Origin of the sequence: Mucilaginibacter sp. OK268 (assembly GCF_900103125.1) — a bacterium.
GTDB lineage: Bacteria > Bacteroidota > Bacteroidia > Sphingobacteriales > Sphingobacteriaceae > Mucilaginibacter.
This window is the reverse complement of the sequence record NZ_FNJV01000001.1, coordinates 247,542-264,257: the sequence shown is the minus strand read 5'-3', so window position 1 is coordinate 264,257 and position 16,716 is coordinate 247,542. Positions and strand designations below refer to the sequence as shown.

General features: G+C 40.6%; 13 protein-coding genes and 1 pseudogene. 1 reads left to right on the top strand and 13 read right to left on the bottom strand.

Annotated elements, in window-relative coordinates:
• Positions 1-3 precede the first annotated feature (3 nt).
• A complete protein-coding gene (locus tag BLR84_RS01145; RefSeq protein ID WP_143013795.1) occupies positions 4-1,053 on the bottom strand; it encodes a hypothetical protein in 1,050 nt (349 codons plus the stop codon).
• Positions 980-1,708 (bottom strand): AAA family ATPase, encoded by a 729-nt coding sequence (locus BLR84_RS01140; RefSeq protein ID WP_143013794.1) that lies wholly within the window; start codon positions 1,706-1,708, stop codon positions 980-982. The genes BLR84_RS01145 and BLR84_RS01140 overlap by 74 nt, the downstream gene beginning before the upstream one ends.
• Positions 1,709-2,188: 480 nt before the next feature.
• On the opposite strand from BLR84_RS01140, the pseudogene BLR84_RS01135 reads away from it, so the two are divergent.
• Positions 2,189-3,211: pseudogene (locus tag BLR84_RS01135) on the top strand (recombinase family protein); the annotation flags it as partial.
• A gap of 6 nt (positions 3,212-3,217) precedes the next feature.
• On the opposite strand, the gene BLR84_RS01130 reads toward BLR84_RS01135, so the two are convergent.
• The 11 genes from BLR84_RS01130 to BLR84_RS01080 form a co-directional block, all read right to left on the bottom strand.
• Positions 3,218-3,502, bottom strand: coding sequence for a helix-turn-helix domain-containing protein (locus tag BLR84_RS01130; RefSeq protein WP_090463133.1), 285 nt, complete (start codon positions 3,500-3,502; stop codon positions 3,218-3,220).
• Between the two features lie 481 nt (positions 3,503-3,983).
• Positions 3,984-4,871, bottom strand: a complete 888-nt coding sequence (locus BLR84_RS01125) for a pirin family protein (RefSeq protein WP_090463131.1) — start codon at positions 4,869-4,871, stop codon at positions 3,984-3,986.
• The gene (locus tag BLR84_RS01120) at positions 4,868-5,242 is read right to left on the bottom strand and encodes a DoxX family protein (RefSeq protein ID WP_090463129.1); all 375 of its coding nucleotides are present in this window, start codon (positions 5,240-5,242) and stop codon (positions 4,868-4,870) included. The genes BLR84_RS01125 and BLR84_RS01120 overlap by 4 nt, the downstream gene beginning before the upstream one ends.
• Positions 5,243-5,269: 27 nt before the next feature.
• Entirely contained in the window at positions 5,270-6,142 is an 873-nt protein-coding gene (locus tag BLR84_RS01115; protein WP_090465662.1) for a pirin family protein, read from the bottom strand.
• 89 nt (positions 6,143-6,231) lie between these two features.
• A complete protein-coding gene (locus BLR84_RS01110; RefSeq protein WP_090463127.1) occupies positions 6,232-6,882 on the bottom strand; it encodes a hydrolase in 651 nt (216 codons plus the stop codon).
• A gap of 180 nt (positions 6,883-7,062) precedes the next feature.
• The gene (locus BLR84_RS01105) at positions 7,063-7,653 is read right to left on the bottom strand and encodes a Crp/Fnr family transcriptional regulator (protein WP_090463124.1); all 591 of its coding nucleotides are present in this window, start codon (positions 7,651-7,653) and stop codon (positions 7,063-7,065) included.
• 519 nt (positions 7,654-8,172) lie between these two features.
• Positions 8,173-8,421 carry a hypothetical protein gene (locus BLR84_RS01100; RefSeq protein WP_090463122.1) on the bottom strand — a complete coding sequence of 83 codons (249 nt, stop codon included), beginning with the start codon at positions 8,419-8,421 and terminating at the stop codon, positions 8,173-8,175.
• 157 nt (positions 8,422-8,578) lie between these two features.
• Positions 8,579-10,141 carry a RagB/SusD family nutrient uptake outer membrane protein gene (locus BLR84_RS01095; RefSeq protein ID WP_090463119.1) on the bottom strand — a complete coding sequence of 521 codons (1,563 nt, stop codon included), beginning with the start codon at positions 10,139-10,141 and terminating at the stop codon, positions 8,579-8,581.
• Positions 10,142-10,161: 20 nt separating this feature from the next.
• Positions 10,162-13,437, bottom strand: coding sequence for a SusC/RagA family TonB-linked outer membrane protein (locus tag BLR84_RS01090; protein ID WP_176851907.1), 3,276 nt, complete (start codon positions 13,435-13,437; stop codon positions 10,162-10,164).
• Between the two features lie 367 nt (positions 13,438-13,804).
• The gene (locus BLR84_RS01085; protein ID WP_090463114.1) at positions 13,805-15,028 is read right to left on the bottom strand and encodes a FecR family protein; all 1,224 of its coding nucleotides are present in this window, start codon (positions 15,026-15,028) and stop codon (positions 13,805-13,807) included.
• 63 nt (positions 15,029-15,091) lie between these two features.
• Entirely contained in the window at positions 15,092-15,700 is a 609-nt protein-coding gene (locus BLR84_RS01080) for an RNA polymerase sigma factor (RefSeq protein WP_090463111.1), read from the bottom strand.
• Positions 15,701-16,716: the final 1,016 nt, after the last annotated feature.

Below are 16,716 nucleotides of genomic sequence, written 5' to 3'. Positions count from 1 at the left end.
CCCTTATAATAGCTTTTTTATTTTGTCCAAAACTGTCTCGAGTTCGTCCGGGGTTGTTCCCTGATGTACAACCCTTTGCTGAAGGTTATCACGATTAACTTCATTCTTTAAAAACAGTTTTGGAAAATCCAGTTTAAAGTTATCCATTTTTATCCCACCTTTTCGGAAAATTTTCATGTCTGCCTCGCTGACATCGCCAAAAAGATCCTGGATTTGCTGATCATAGTGCTCTAAGGGATGAACAAATCCGTTTTCCAGATCAAAATAGTCCCGTTGTATAGGATTCAGTCTCAGGTAAGCCGCAATGATATCGTCGTTGTTGTCAATTAATGCAAATCCTTCATCCGGCATATAATTCTCCATCTCCCTTTTTACCAGTATATGGAAATCGATATCAAGACCGGCTAATAAAGTTTTTAACTCAGCCAGCTCGTTTGATTCATGCCCCGGGTATTTGCTATCGCTGTCTACAAGCACAAAACATCTGAGATAAAACTTTGGCGGTTTGGGACGATTTTCAAAGGTCGCCAGCTGTTCGTTGATCACGTGCTTAATATTTCCCCGGCCACCACCATTAACAATATTGATCCATCTGTGCTCCAGATAACGACTTATCTTTTTGCTTCTTTTTTTGAAATTCTTGACTAGTGATTCTAAAAAAGGCTTGTCATTCAGACTGTTTTCAAGGATGATAGAAAGCGGCTGATTAAAATACATGATACCCTCAACCAAACTTAAAATGTCATCATCTGGTTCTATGGAAACAAAATAATCAGGTGCAGCGCTTTGTGTGATAAAGTGGTTATAATAATCCTCTAATGTTTCCTTGTCATTTTTGCTCAAGCTGATATATAGCGCAGATTCGCGTATCACACTCAAATCCACAAAGATATCATAGCGATGATCGATAGCGCTTAAATGCAATAACAAACAAAACTGGTTATGATTGGCCTCAGATTCAAAGATAGCCGGGTCAAATTCAATGATCATCTTTCTTATCGGCTGATGCGGTGCGAGTGGCAAGTTGAGCAGTTCGGATAGCCAGCGTTTCATCCAAAGTTTCACTAAAGATATTTTCAGGCCAAAAATCAACCTCTCCGGATGCGTTTACATTGATCTTTTTTAAAGAACTGGAGTTTGTTTCTCCGTCGTAGTCGACCCAATACATACGAAGATCCTCCGGATTAAGCTTCCCTTCTGCAATCATTCGTCTCAGTCTCAGCACAAAGTTTTGCGAATGGGTCTCGATCAGGTAACGTTTATTCAATTTTTGGGTGGCTTCTGCAAAAAGCTGTGCCAGGTTGCCATGCGCAGCAGGGTGTAGATGCAACTCGGGTTGTTCGATGATCGTGAGATAATCATTTCCCGGCAAATGCGCATTAACCACCAATGGCAAAGCCTGGCTCATACCCTGACCGGCATCAGCAATATTGACATTAAATCTTTTATCTTCTCTGGTAAGTTCAATCTTACAAAATGACTGAAGGTTATTATTTACGGTCAATCCCCAGCCGTCAAAATTGGATTTATACCAATCACTAACCGCCCTAACCAGCTTACCTTCTGATTTCAGAGAATCGATACCAAGAATATAATAGGCGTCGGTACCATCTACGCCAACCTTATCTATCGCCCGGAATGTCCGCAATTGGAATGTCCGCATGCTATTTGCATATACACGAAAAGGTCCGATATAATCGGTTCTCATCCGGATATCGTTTAGCCATAAATGCCGGTCTGTTTTGGAGATTCCGCTCAAACTGACCACCTGATTCCGATTTAAAGTGACCAGGGTATTCCGGACCAAAGTGACCACCTAATTCCGGATCAAACTGACCACCCCCTTTTTTGTTTTATGCTTTAGATACCACAGCGATCCTGTTTAAATGCCAGATGCCGTTTCCGGAGGGACGAGTTGACCGGGAGCCTCATTATGTATGCGAAGGCGCCCTGGAATGCCTCTATTAAAGCGATGAACGGCCATCACCAGAAGGACATACCTGGTAACTTACCCAGGTATTTAAGCTTCGAAAAAAATAAAGATGTTATAGCTTGAGCGGCGGCAGGCTAAATGGAAATCGGTAAATAATTATCTTTGTTTATGCTACTAAAGCATGGGCTGCATTTCTTTGCCAGCAAACAGGTGGTCAGTTTTGCCACGGAATAGGGTGTAACATATCTCCGAAACGCCCACACGCAACAAGTTTATGAAAAAGCCGCGGAAATGGGTTTAAAGTGTAAACGGAACAACTTTTATGTGGCGGTGCGCAATCCTGTTTATTGCGGAAAGATACTAATCGTTAAATATAAGGACGAAGCTGCACACACTGTTAAGGGTTTGCATGATGGCATTATCTCTGAATCCTTGTTTTACGACGTTCAGGACATTTTAAGCGGGAAAAAGAGAGAGGAGAAAACAAAGGTTCATTCGCCGGATATGTTGCCTCTAAGGGGCTTTATTAAATGCTCAAGATGCAGCCGAATCTTATGCGGGAGCGCATCTAAAGGCCGCAATGGATATTACTACTACTATCATTGTTCTTCAGCTTGTGGCTGCAGATATAAGGCCGAAGAGGTAAATAAAGTATTCGACCAGGTAATAGAGGAATTTACTATCCAGGAGGAATATGCAGATCTCTTTACTGAAGTTATCAGGGATACGTACAAAAACCAAAACACGACAACTTTGGCATCCCGTTCTGAATTGCTAAAGGAAATCAATGAGCTGAATAATCGCACCAGTAAAGCAAGGGAACTTCTTTTAAACGGAGACATTGACGGTGCCGATTATAAGACCATCAAATCAGAAAATGAATACAAGGTAAATGTATTAGAAGCGAAGTTATCGGAAGCGGCAGCGGCTAATTCCAAGACTGCGAACATTGAACCGCTACTTAGACCGGCTATTAGCAAATTAACGAGATTAAATACAATTTATTCAAAATCAGATAGTTCCAATAAACGAGAACTAATTGGTTCGATGTACCCCCAAAAATTCACTTTCGAGGAATTGCAACATCGAACCGCTTTGACAAGTGAATTGTACTCTTGTATTTACTTGATTAACAGCGAAATAAAAGGCAAAAAAGAAGGGCAAGCGACCGATTTCTCGTGCTTGCCCATTCTGGCTCCTGAGCCTGGGCTCGAACCAGCGATGTTCTTATTGATAGTCAAATCTAAAATATCACAAAAAACTCAATATAAACAATAGTCACAACTAATTAAAAACCGAGCGCTTGCTTCTGTCCACATCATTCAAAATTTTCAGAATATCATCATACTTATAGTAAAGTATACCACCTATTTTAGAAAAAGGGAGTGTACCATTATCTCTTAACGTTTGCAAGGTGTTTGTTGAAATTTTAAGCAGATTTTTAACCTGGTAACTCTTTAACCATTTTCGAGGTTCTTCGGTTGATTTGCCTACGATTGAAATAATTTTATTAATTAAACGCTCTTCGAACTCCTGCAAGTCCTCCTTCGTAATAATCTCTGCTGCCATAATCGTTATTTATTATTTGGTGATTAAACTGACCCAATTTCACTATTTCCCAAAACGATCTTATCCGATTTACTCCGACTCGGAGTAACAATTTTTAATTTATATATCAATCTACTGTTAAAATTTTTTATTTATTTTTGCAAAGCAGAACGTTAATAGCGTGCAGATTGCTGATTAAATTTCGATTTTAAAGTCAATACCTAATCGGTAACCTTTAAAATTACATACTTTTTAAGCATTTAAAAATCAATAGATTACGACTAAAGGTTCGATCCCAGCTGATACCACAAACGTTCGCAAGTTGCTAAACACTTGCGAACGTTTTTATTTTATAATATTATAAACTTCAATTCTTAAATATTAAAATGGCTTTTTCCCCTCAAAACCATGCGAAAAAGCGGTTTTTATTGCATCGGGACTTTAAGCAAAACACATATTCCTCTTACTTTACTAACCGAAATTCTTTCTCCTAAGTGTTTGGTTAACTTTCGTGTTGTACTCTGCCAATTTTAGCTTCTATCTTACCATATTTTCCAGTGTAAAAATCCCGATATGCATCTACAATTTCGGCAGGTGTATTCATCACAAATGGCCCTTCTGCTACAACAGGTTCCGTGTAGGGTGCTCCGCCAAAGAGTAATACATCAATGTCGTCGTTTGACTCGTTGCTGATTTCAATTGTTCCAGATTCTCTATCAAATTCGACAAATTCACCTGATTGAAATAAAGCGTCATTGATGACCACCTTCTGCGAAAGTAGAAGTGCTGCAACTTCCACTTCATTTTCCATCTTAATAGAAAATGTTTTGCCTGGCTGCAAATGAATATGGTATAAGAACTGGGGTAGGTAATTAGGAATATTGGCATTCAAATCTTCATAATTCCCGAGGATTACCTTTATCCATCCGCTACTATCAGGTAATGCTTTTTGTGGGACTTCACTGCCTTCAACGGCCAGATAATCGGGCTTTTCAGCTTTTATTTTTGCGGGCAGGTTTATCCAAAATTGAAATCCATGTGTTAATTTACTATCAGTATTTGAATCGTAATTCATTAATTCATCGTGAAGGATGCCATTACCCGCTTTCATCCATTGTATTCCACCCGAATGAACGGTTTTACGGTTCCCAGCACTATCAAAATGCTCTACCTCACCATGAATAATATAGGTTAAGGTTGCGATGCCACGATGTGGATGCACTCCTGTGCCACCGCTATTCCGTGTTTTTTGAAGGGTGGGAGTAGCATGGTCAAGAAAAACAAATGATCCCACCTTTTGAGCATACGTGTTAGGTAGCATTCTATGAATTATCATTGGCCCAACATCAGCCTGCCGCCCTTGAGCTGAAAAACTTATTTTCTTTTTCATGCCTGGTTATAATTTTGAATTTTATTTTTATAAATGTATGAAGCAGCCAAAATCCCTAAAAATATCAAAGGCATGATTGGTGTAGGTAACGGATCGTCACTGGCATAGTGGCCTATAAATGCAGAAATGAATGTAAGCGCAAAACCAAAATAAGCAAACTCCTTCAGTTTTTTTGGAACCATAGGAAGTATCAGGGCCAATGCACCTAAAATTTTCATTACACCTAATTCAATTCTGAAATAGTTTGGAAAACCTAAGTGTACAAATGCACCTTTCATTTCCTGGTTTGTAAAATATCCGTAAGCACTGAATACCATCATTGCCGCAACAATACCCGTTGTTACCCAGTATATAATTTTATCTTTTTTCATTTTTGCTTTCTTTTTAGTTAATTCTTATCAATAAGTTATTATTTGTTGCTTGGGAGATGCTGCTATATGATTCATTTTTCCATACCTGAAATCCCGGTAAAGTTTTTGGATTTGGTCAGCTTTATCAGCTATAAAGGGGCCTTGGGAAACAATGGGCTCATCCTGGGGTTTTCCTGCGTATAAAATTAAGCGGACATCTTCTTTTCCTGCATTAAGTTGCAGCTCACTTACTGAATCTTCATCAGAATGGTTTAGCCAGCCTACCTGCTCAGCAGTTAACAGTTGTTTTTCTTCGCCTATTTCTACATTTCCGTTTATTACCACTATAAAAGCATTGAAATTTGCTGGTAAATCTAAGGTTGTAGATTTACCAGCACCTAAATTGATCTCTGCTACTATCAAGGGAACATAATTCAAAACTGGGGAGCTGATGCCTGCGAGGGAACCACTGTACAATCTTATGCCCACTCCGTCTTTTTCTGATACGGGTACTTTGTCAGCATTAAGGATTTGCAATCTGGGTTCAGCCCAGCGGTTCTCTTTCGGCAATGTTAGCCATAATTGGAATAACCTGCCTTTGGTAGGCTTGTCTATAGTTTCTGTATGAACGATGCCACTTCCTGCTGTCATAATCTGGAAATCGCCCTTTTCCATAGATTCTGTCTGTTCCACGATTTTGCCATCTACAAGCAGTGAAACTGTTTCAAAACCTGCGTGCGGATGTGGGCCTCCAACCGGAATGTAGTCTGTTTTATCAATATTGTCGTCCATCAAATAAATAAATGGATCAGATAGTTTAAAATCTCTCCCTACTAAGGTGCGGGCAATATGACCTTGCCCTAAGAAACCTTGTTCCTTTTGAGGTAGATAGCTATCTGCCAATTTTCTTTTAAATGCCATATCGTAATAAGTTTTCAATGTTTTTTTGAAATTGAATTGAGCATAATATGCAGCTTTACACTGCATATTATGCTCAATTCAAAAGGGTATTATTTTGCTGGCGGAGTAGCCAAAAGCTGAAATTCCCAGGCTAAGGCAACACCACTGGCACCACCGTGTTCCATAATAACTTCACCTATACCCATAACTGTTTCTTCTCTGGCCCAATCACGCTGCCATTCGGCCAGTACAGCAAACCAATTAATTGGCACCGCACCTGCCTGTATCATACGCTGCATGGCCAGTTCGTGCGCTTCCAGCGATACTGCGCCACACGCATCTGCAACAACAAATACATCATAGCCTTCGCCCAAAGCCTGGATTGTTGGAAACGCTACACAGATTTCTGTAAAAAGCCCGGCTATAATAAGCTGCTTACGGCCGCTTGCTTTAACAAGATCCGTTACTCTGGGATCTTCCCAGGTATTAAGCGTAGTGCGATTGATTGGTTTTTGATCGGGATATACATCCTGAAGCCCTTTAATAATGTAACCGCCACGTTCTTCCACTACCGTAGTAAGAATTGTTGGAACGTTAAATACTTTAGCTGCTTTTGCCAGGCCAACAACGTTGTTGATAATCATTGTAGGCTCGTGGCTGTTTAAATTGGTAAACTGGTAAGGCTGGTGATCAATTAACACCACGATACTGTCTTCAGGACGAAGCAAAGCTTCCAGTCCTACTTTTGCATTTTTTGCCATTTCGTTAAATTTTTTAATGAATCAAAATTGCAAGTAGAATAACCTTTCAAACGATATCAAATGGCAAAAAAAGATGTTGTCATTTGACAACATCTTCGTAAATACACAACCCTATATGAAGGAAGTGATTTTAAAAGCGCTATTTTGGTAAGATACTATGCGCTGGACGCAGCATTGCTACTAAACAGTTTTTTTTAAAGAAAGTCTACGGATACGACTTAGGCTACTTTTGGTAATGCCTAAAAATGAGGCGATCAGGTGTTGTGGAAAACGCCTCACAAATTCAGGATGGCACCTTTCAAATTCTTCATAGCGTTTATCAGCTGTGTCGCTGATACTGGAATTTAATCTTCTTTGATTTGCGATAAAATTTCTTTGATCCATCGTTCGGATCATCAATGCTATTGCAGGTATTTTGTCAATAATAAAAAAGAAGTCGGCTTTTGTAATTGTGAGCAGATCAGTTTCCTCCCATGCCTCTATATTATAAACAGATGGCGTAAGTGCCGTATAACTTTCACGGTCGCCGACCCACCAATTCTCAACACTCAAATGTATAATATGCTCTGTGCCCTTATCATCAACACTAAATTGTCGCATTGCCCCTTTAACAATAAATGCATAATATTTGCATACATCTCCTTTTTGCAGAAAATATTGTTTTTTTTTAAATTTTTTTGGTTTAAATACAGACTCAATCAAAATGACTTCTTCGCTTGAAAGTACCGAAGATGTATGTCCATTGATATATTTTAAAAGACTAGTATGCATAAACTTTGTCTAATTTAAATCGATGTAATGCAAATTTACAAATTTAAGTTGTGGAGTTTAATAGTTCTTGTGTTCTGCTAACTAATCTCCGTAGAAATATGTGTTTACGCCAATATTTCAGTAGATTAGTTCATTTACTTGAATTTCGTGAAACTGCAATGAATAGTACTGGAGGAGTAGTTAAAGCTATAGAAGCTCAGTTAAATGAAAGCACGCAGCTATGCGTTATTTGAGTTAACCATGCCTTGTCAAATTAAGCCGAATAATTTATAATTCTAAATCAACGATTAAACGCAAATCAGACAGGAAAAAGTTCGAGATTTGTACAGTAGCCACCACAGAATAAAAAAAGCCATTTAGTGATAAACTAAGTGGCTTTTTTGTGTTTAAAGTAACCTTCAAATGTTATTGACATATTTCTTCGCCGGCCATTCAGCGCTCTCGAAACAGCCGATAGAGAAATCCCTAGTTCACCTGCCATATTTTTTTATGCTTATAGCTTCGAATTAAGTACTGCTATCAAGGGGTTTCATGGTCAAACTTAGCTACATTTGGAATCTTATTAACTGCTTCTTGTTGGTTCATCCTGCCATCGATTGTTTCCAAGAGCACAGAGCTTCCTGGAATATGATGTCGGTAGCTTTTGCCTGACAGGGTTATAGCCAAATCATCATAATTGAACGCGGAACTTATTTTGCTGTTGATGAGGATCATTTCGAGAATTTCAGAATTCAGGTATCCAGATATTTCCTTCCCGCTTATGGTCATAAAACTATTGCTGTTTAGCTCATAAAGGAACTGTATAATTGTACTACGGTTACCAGCTTAGAAACTGTTTGGTACCCACTCTTGCAAGGCGGCACCAAACAGCCTGCTCTCCTCAATCAAAGATCATTAATTTGCGGCGCAAATCATTGGGGCTTGCTTAATACCCGGGATTTTGCGTGAGTTCGGGCGCATTTCTGTCAATTTCCGGTTGTGGAATAGGCCAGAAATCATAGTTGTCAGCATATTTAGTTTTTACAGTAGGGAATAAAGGATTTTGGGCGAAACCGTTTAATTTCTGCGTTGCGATGCCCCATCTCCTCAGGTCAAAATAGCGTATTCCCTCCAAGGCAAATTCGACGCGCCGCTCATGCCGGATTCTTTCCCTTAGCTGCGCTTGTGACAAACCAGCAGATAAACCAGGCATATTAACCCGGGCCCGGACAAGGTTTATTGCATTATAAACACTTGCGTCCGGCCCGGACGCTTCATTTTGTGCTTCTGCATACATCAGTAAAATATCCGCGTAACGGAGTAAAACAAAATCATTATCACCTTTTACGCCGTAATCAGGGTCTACCAAGGCGGGGTCAAGCCACTTCCTGACCGGATAGTAGCCGACAATCCACGAATCTTTTCCTGGAGTAGCCACTGCATAAGATCCGGTGAACGGCCATCCCAGGGCTTTGGTATCGCCTGGAAAGAACAGGGTCATACGCATACGAGGGTCTCTGTTGTCATAAGGTTTCCCTTGAACATACACCCCGGAACTGGTCGTGTCTTTGCCATCTGCGGCTTCATATTCGTTTACGAGGTCCTGTGTGGCCAGTTCACCTTTCCAGCGCTGTAGGGGAACACTGATCCCATTATCCTGATGAGACAAGTTCGGAAGCTGATATTTTACCGAAAACATAATTTCAGGACTGCTGTTTTGAGCAGGCTTATAGAAGTTTGCGGGATAGGAAGTATTCAATGAGAACTTTCCTCCGGTTATTATTTCATTGGCCAGGGCGGCGGCCTCTGTATACTTTTTCTCAAATAACAACGCTCTGACTTTATAACCTTGTGCTGCTCCTTTAACCGCATGTCCGCTGCTGTAGGCAACATCCGGCAAGCCGGCGATCGCCAGATCCAGATCCGCTTCAACCTGCTTTAAAACATCTGCCCTGGTTGATTTGGTCATGTGTTTGGTATAGTCAAGGGTATATGGGTCTGCTGTTGTTATAATGACATTGCCGTACAAAACAGCAAGCCAGTAATAATTAAAGGCACGCAGAAAATAAGCTTCAGCTTTGTATTGCTTCAGTTTATCACCGGTGAGCACTTTATCCACATTGGCCAGGAAATAATTAATAGAGGCTATCGCTTTATAATTATTCACGTAATAAGATGATTGGAAAAGATTATAGGTGTCAAAAACGCCGGCAGAAAGACCGGAAGATAATGCGCTTGTTCCACCTCCGTAGTTATATTGCCCGTAAGAATTATCACTAAAATTATCCCAGGCCACCACCTCGTATTGCGAAGTCGAATAGCCTCCTCCTGAGGCATATAAAAAGTTATAACACCCTGTTAATGCAAGATCTGCATCGCTTTCTGATTTCCAGAAATTTTGCGTAGATAGTTGATCAGGCGGATTAAGGTTCAATGAACTTTTCCTGCAGGATGCCAGCATGACTGATAACATGATCAGCATGAATATATATTTATTGTAAAGATTCATAATCGTTTGCTTTGATTGGGTTAAAGTTTAATGGATGCACCAAAGGTTATTGTCCTGTTCTGAGGATAGGTAACATAGTTACCGTCTCCAACACGTTCAGGGTCCAAACCTGGATATTTACTAATGGTGAACACGTTGTCAGCAGCTACAAAAATCCGAAGGCTTTTTACCGAGATCCTGTTCAGCATAGATATAGGAAAACTATAGCCGAGTTGCAGGCTTTTGAGCCGGATGAAGGAAGCGTCTTTTAAGAAATAAGTAGAAGGATAATTTTGTACAGGTGCATAGCCATCTGCCACGTATATCTTAGGCATAGTGTTGGTATGATTGGTTGGTGTCCAACGGTTCAGCCAGTCTGTTGTTGGAATAGAGCCCTGTCTGAAAGGTTCTATCCCCCAGCCGTTAACATATGTCTTCTGACCTTGCGAACCATAAATCTGCGCACTAAAGTCGAACCCCTTGTATCCGGCTCCCAAATTAGCTGAATATTGATAAGACGGAAATTTACCGCCTACATAGGTTCTGTCATTTGCATCTATTTTCCCGTCACCATTTATATCTTTTATTTTCAAATCGCCCGGTGTTGGGGTAACCGGTTGTTTCGGAGAATTATCTATCTCGGCCTGACTTTGAAATATACCATCCCAAACATACATATAGTAAGCATCGAGCTCATGCCCTTCCTCTCTGATGGTATGGTCGCTGATGTCCTTTGATCCGTATTGCTCAAGCTTGTTTTTGTAGGTTTGAAGGTTTAACCCCACGGTATACGTAAAATCTTTGCCAATCCTGTCATTGTATTGAACTGCAAACTCGAAGCCTTTATTCCTCAGGGCTCCGTTATTTATGGTAGGTGCATTAAGGCCGACGTAGTAAGGAACCTGGGATCCCCTTAAGATATCGAAGGTATATTTATTAAAATAATCTGCCGAGAAAACCAGTTTATTATTAAATGCAGTCATATCAAGACCTACATCAGCTACCCGGGTAGTTTCCCAGGTAAGATTTGGGTCAACCAATGTATTGGAAACAAAGCCAGATGTAACCGTACCGCCAAAAGCATAATTAGCGCCCGATAATGTAGACTGATAAGGATATGTTCCAATATTCTGGTTACCCAATTGTCCCCAGGAACCACGGATCTTCAAATCATTTAACCAGGAAACATCTTTCAGGAAATTTTCCTTCGAAATTCTCCATCCGCCTGAAAATGAGTAAAATGTTCCATAACGGGTATCAGAGGGCAACCTGGATGTTCCATCATACCTGATGCTGGCGCCGAGCAAATATTTATCTTCATAATCGTAATTAGCACTACCATATAAAGAACTGATCGCCCAGGAAGAGGATGTACCGCCGTTTGTCTGTCCGTCAGAGGGTCCCGCATCCAGTTCTCTCAGGAAATTTGTTACATATTGTGTCCTGGATGCATTGATATTACTACCCGTGTTCCTCTCCTGCTGCAAGCCGGCAAACGCCGAAAAATTATGCCCTCCAAAACTCTTTTTATAGGTCAGCTGGCTGTAATAAACGGTGTATAAGTTGTCCGAATTGCCTACATTCAGGCCGGGGGATCCGTCATCGAGATTACCCGCTGGGCTCATATCACTATAATAATAGGTGGGTATAATGGGTCTGAAATCATTGAATTTATAAATCCCATAATTGAATCCCGCTTTATTCTCCCATCTCAGCCCCCTGAAAAGATCAATATCCAGTGACAGGTTACCTTGAATGTATTTGTCATCTCCCCGGGTCCTGATGTCTTCATCCACGATGGCCACCGGATTTTTATTGCCCAGTTCATTTGAATAGGCTTTCTTTATCCATTTTCCATCCACCTGCGCCGGATACAAAGGAGATTGCGCCAGTGCGGAAAGAAACTGGTCACTTGCTCCGTTTTCAGGCGTGAGCTTTTTGCCGTAACGCATCTGTATGTCACTTCCAAAGGTTATTCTCTTGTTAAGCTTCGAATTCAGACCCAGCGAGAGCGTATACTTTGAGTAGTCAAATCCCCGCATAACTCCAGGCTGGTTAGTAATACCGATACCCACACTGTAGGTTGTGCTATCTTTACCTCCGCTCATGTTCAGGTAATGATTTTGTGTGTAAGCGGTGCGAAAGATATCGTCCAGCCAGTTATGGTTAGGGTATTTCACCTTGTCCGTCGCATTTTGATACAAATCGATCTGAGCTTGCGTATATAATGGGGCCAATGAAGAATTGGTGCGCGCTTCATTCGATAATTGCATATAGGTAGCGGAATTAGTTACCAGATCCGGAAGCTTCGTCGCATTGGAAATCCCGAAATTGTAGGTGTATTGAACTGTAAGGCTGCCAGCTTTGCCCCGCTTGGTTTTTACCACAATCACACCGTTCGCCCCGCGTGATCCATAAATCGCGGCAGATGACGCATCCTTCAATACGGAAATCGACTCTATATCATTCGCATTCAGCACATCCAGGCTGCCGGGAAGGCCGTCAACGATCACTAATGGATTTGACCCTGCACCGCTGAAGGTACCGGTACCCCTGATCGTAAGCTGGACATTTTCGGCTCCTGGCTCACCTGAACCCTGAACAACCTGTAAACCGGGAAGTTTTCCCTGTAGTAAAGTGGAAGGAGAGGTGGCCACCCTTTTGTTTAGTTCGTCGCCGGAAACGGTGACTACGGCGCTGGTGAGCTTGTGTCTGCTTTGTGTAGTGTAGCCGACAACAACCATTTCATTTAACGCACTGGTGAGCGCGGTCATGCTGACTTCAATTTTCGATTGTGCACCAATTACAATCTCCCTGGTTTGAAATCCTACGAAAGAAATGACAAGTACATCACCCGGTTTGGCATCGATCGAAAACTGCCCCGCAGCATTAGTGACCGTACCCTTTTGCACATCTTTTAACATAACGGACGCACCGGGCAATGGTGCCCCTTTGTCATCTGTAACTGTTCCGCTGATCCGTTGAACAGTAATAACCGATTTTTCGATTTGTGACTGCTCCGTTTCTTTTAAGGCAATAGTCTTTTTAAATATTTTATAACTAACCGGTATCCCATTGAGACACTGGTCAAGCACATTGCCGATAGTTTGCTTTTCGACACTGATATTTAAGGTTCTGGATCTAAGAACATCAAGATTATCATCATATATAAAATGATACCCGCTCTGTTTTTCTATCAGTAATAAAACTTTTTCTATGGATACATTCTTTTCATGAAGGGTTATTAGCTGAGCATAGCTTTTCGCACTTACTTGTGCAAGTCCTGCAATCAATAAGACGATCGTTAGTTTCATCATTAGAAAAATTTTGGACATAGTGCGCCATGACGCTTCCGCGCACTTTAAATTAATTTTCATAATTTTGGTTAGTTTGGGGTTAAACGTTAGATTTAAATTGGTTACTTCTGATGATTGAATACCCGGATATTAGCCGGGAAAGTGTTAGAGCACTTCCCGGTCTTTTAATTTACAGATGGATTGAAGGGATACGGGTAGGCTCTACTTGTATCCTATCTACCAGCTTTAAAAAGGTACCCGTTTTTTAGGTGGTCTTTCGTATTTATTTCTCCATAAATTAGTATTAAAGTGAATAATTGGTTGTTGATTATCAGCCTGCTGCCTGAGACATTGAATAGGTTGGCCTTCTCATGAGCCTGCCTTTGCCTTAGTCGGTAACAGTAATATTTTTTCCTTCTATCCGGAATTTGATCCCTTCAAATTGCAATACTTCCAATAACTCAGCAATGTCTACGTTGCGTGGCATTCTTCCGGTAAGCTTTGTGGTAGGGATCTTTCCTTCGTAGGTAACCTTAATGCCATACCAGCGTGATACCTGGGCCATAATTTGCTCAATACCGGCTTTTTTGAAATCAAATAGCCCGTTCTTCCAGGCGATCTCCATTTCTGCATCTATTTCTTTATTAACCGTTAGCTGTCCCCTATCATTTAAAACAGCTTGTTCGCCAGGTTTCAGCATAGCAGCCGATAGCTTACTTTTTATTCTTACCGCACCTTCAAGCAGGGTTGTTCTGGTATCCTGGTCATCATCATACGCAGAAACATTGAAATGTGTCCCCAATACCTGCACTTCGGTTTTGGCCGTTTTTACGATAAAGGGTACCGCTGCATTATGACTCACTTCAAAATAACCTTGTCCGGTCAATTCTACTTTGCGTTCATTTCCGTTAAAAGCTACGGGGTATTTCAGCGAGGAGGCGGCATCCAACCAAACATGGGAACCATCGGGAAGAATTACCTGGAATTGTTCGCTTTCTTTTGTCGTTAAGGTGTTATATTGCAGTGCCTGATGGTCGCTATCCTTATCCGACGCAACGGTGTAAACAATCTGGCCTTGCTTTGTTTTACTGATTATAATCCCGGCCTCGCTGGCCAATTGACCTTGCAGGGAATCAGTAAGGATCAGTTTTTTACCATTTGCAAGGGTCAGTGTGGCTTTGTTGATGCCTGGTTTGATATTATGGGCATAAGTATTTTCATGCTGCCCTTGATCTTTATTCCGCAGAAAAAACCATCCTACGCCGAATGCAAAAAATAGCAAAGCCGCTACACCGGTTAACCAACGATAAGGAATTAAGCGCCTTTTATCGGTGTTTCTTAACTCAGTATCTTCCTGCTGGTTGATCTTGAAACTGACGGCGTTTAAAACGGATTGCCTAGCCCCTTCATCTACCTCTGCAAAAGCTGGTTCCTGGAATGCATTTTTAAGCAAATCATCGAATAATGCCCGATAGCGGTCATCCTGAATAGCTGCCTGTAATTCCGAAAGATCTTCGGGAGGAAGGCTATCATGGAGATATTGTTCAAATAATACTTTAAATCTTTCCTGGTGCATCTTATTGGTATAGGACGTACCCCTTGCGACATGCATTAATCAGGGCCTACTGATACTAAAGACGTAAAAGAGCGATAGGGTAAGACAAAAAATATTTATTTATTTTGATATGCTGTACAAAATAGCCCCGGCGGCAAAAATGATGGCAGGATTATCTGTGTGTAAAGCCATGAATTTACGGATGTCCTGTAGTGCTCTCACTATATAGGTTTTAGAGGATACTACAGATATACTTAGTTGATGGGCAATCTGTTCATGGGTAAGACCATCCACCCTGCTCAGCATAAATACATCTTTTACTTTTCCCGGTAACTGATCGATAGCGGATTTAAGGATATTTTCCAATTCATTATATTCCAGCTTCTCCTGCGCTGTAATGGTGCTGTCTTCAAAGTAATCAATCAAGGCTTCAATATTTTCGGTATCGAAAACCTTTTTTCGCAGAAAATCAAAAATAACATTGCGCGATAATATATAGATATAGGCATCTTCTTCCTTTATTTCGATGAGCTTATGCCGGTTTTCCCAGAGCTTAATAAAAATATCCTGCGCAAGGTCCTGGGCCTTTTCTGGCGATTTAGTTAGCCTTAAACCCGTGCTATAAACCTGTGGCCAATGGTAGTTAAAAAATAAGGCAAAAGCCTGCTGGTCTCCAAGGGCTATCCTGGCGCGTATATGTTGCTGATCATACAATGACTTTATCTGCAAAGTATCAGTTGTTTAAATAATCGGTCGTTAAATTTATGCAATAACAAACAAAATTTGTAAATTATTTCACTTGTAACCTTATAACAGGTTAGTTTATTTCTTTTCAGATCCTTTTGTAATAACACCAAATTCTTGCTCCCGCGAACTTGTAACCCGTGGTTAGGCTCAACTCAATTTCCAACACTCTTTCGAGGTAATTGATCATCGGCTGCATGTAGGTATATTAACGAATTCATTCAGATAATCACAGTCGGAAGTAAAACAAAAATTTATAAATCCCAATCGACGATTAAACGCAAATCAGACAGGAAATAGTTCGAAATTTGTAAAGTAGCCACCACAGAAAAGCAAAGACCTCGATTCCGAACTGGAATCGAGGTTTTTGCTTTTTTATATTTTCCGTATTCTGAAAAAACAATCTTTTAGTTGAAAAAACGTCTTTTTAGAGTTGGATGTCCACTTAAGTTACATTATTTAGCCACTTTTATTTTACATCCCGCTTGCGGTAGCGGGGATCAATCGCTCCTGGACAAAGTACTATCTATCCAACAACTCCCTAATGAGGACAGAGAACACATCATATATGCTATAGATGGCCTTATCCAGCATGCTAAAACAAGGTTAGCTTATAACAAGTAAAGCCCAACGCTTGGTTGGGCTTTACTTGTTAATGATTACCTTTTAAATAGCTCCTTATCTGTGGTGTAATATGAAACAAGTGATCCTTTCTCTCTTCACCCCACAAAGCCCAGTAGTTTAACACATCGTCGTACAGAGGATCGTGATTTAATAGTTTAACGATATCAGGCCAAGTATCTTGACCATTCTGATTGCTACCAAGATAATCGTCATATGAACTCAATATAAGAGAAACTACTGCATATCTCTCTTCAATGGATAATTGATTTGTCATAGCTATGTTGATAAACTCTGGCAGTCTACTTTGATCGGCGAACTCAATTGACCAATCTTGTTCATGACCTTACATTTAATGTTAGAACAGGCTCAAAATGTTG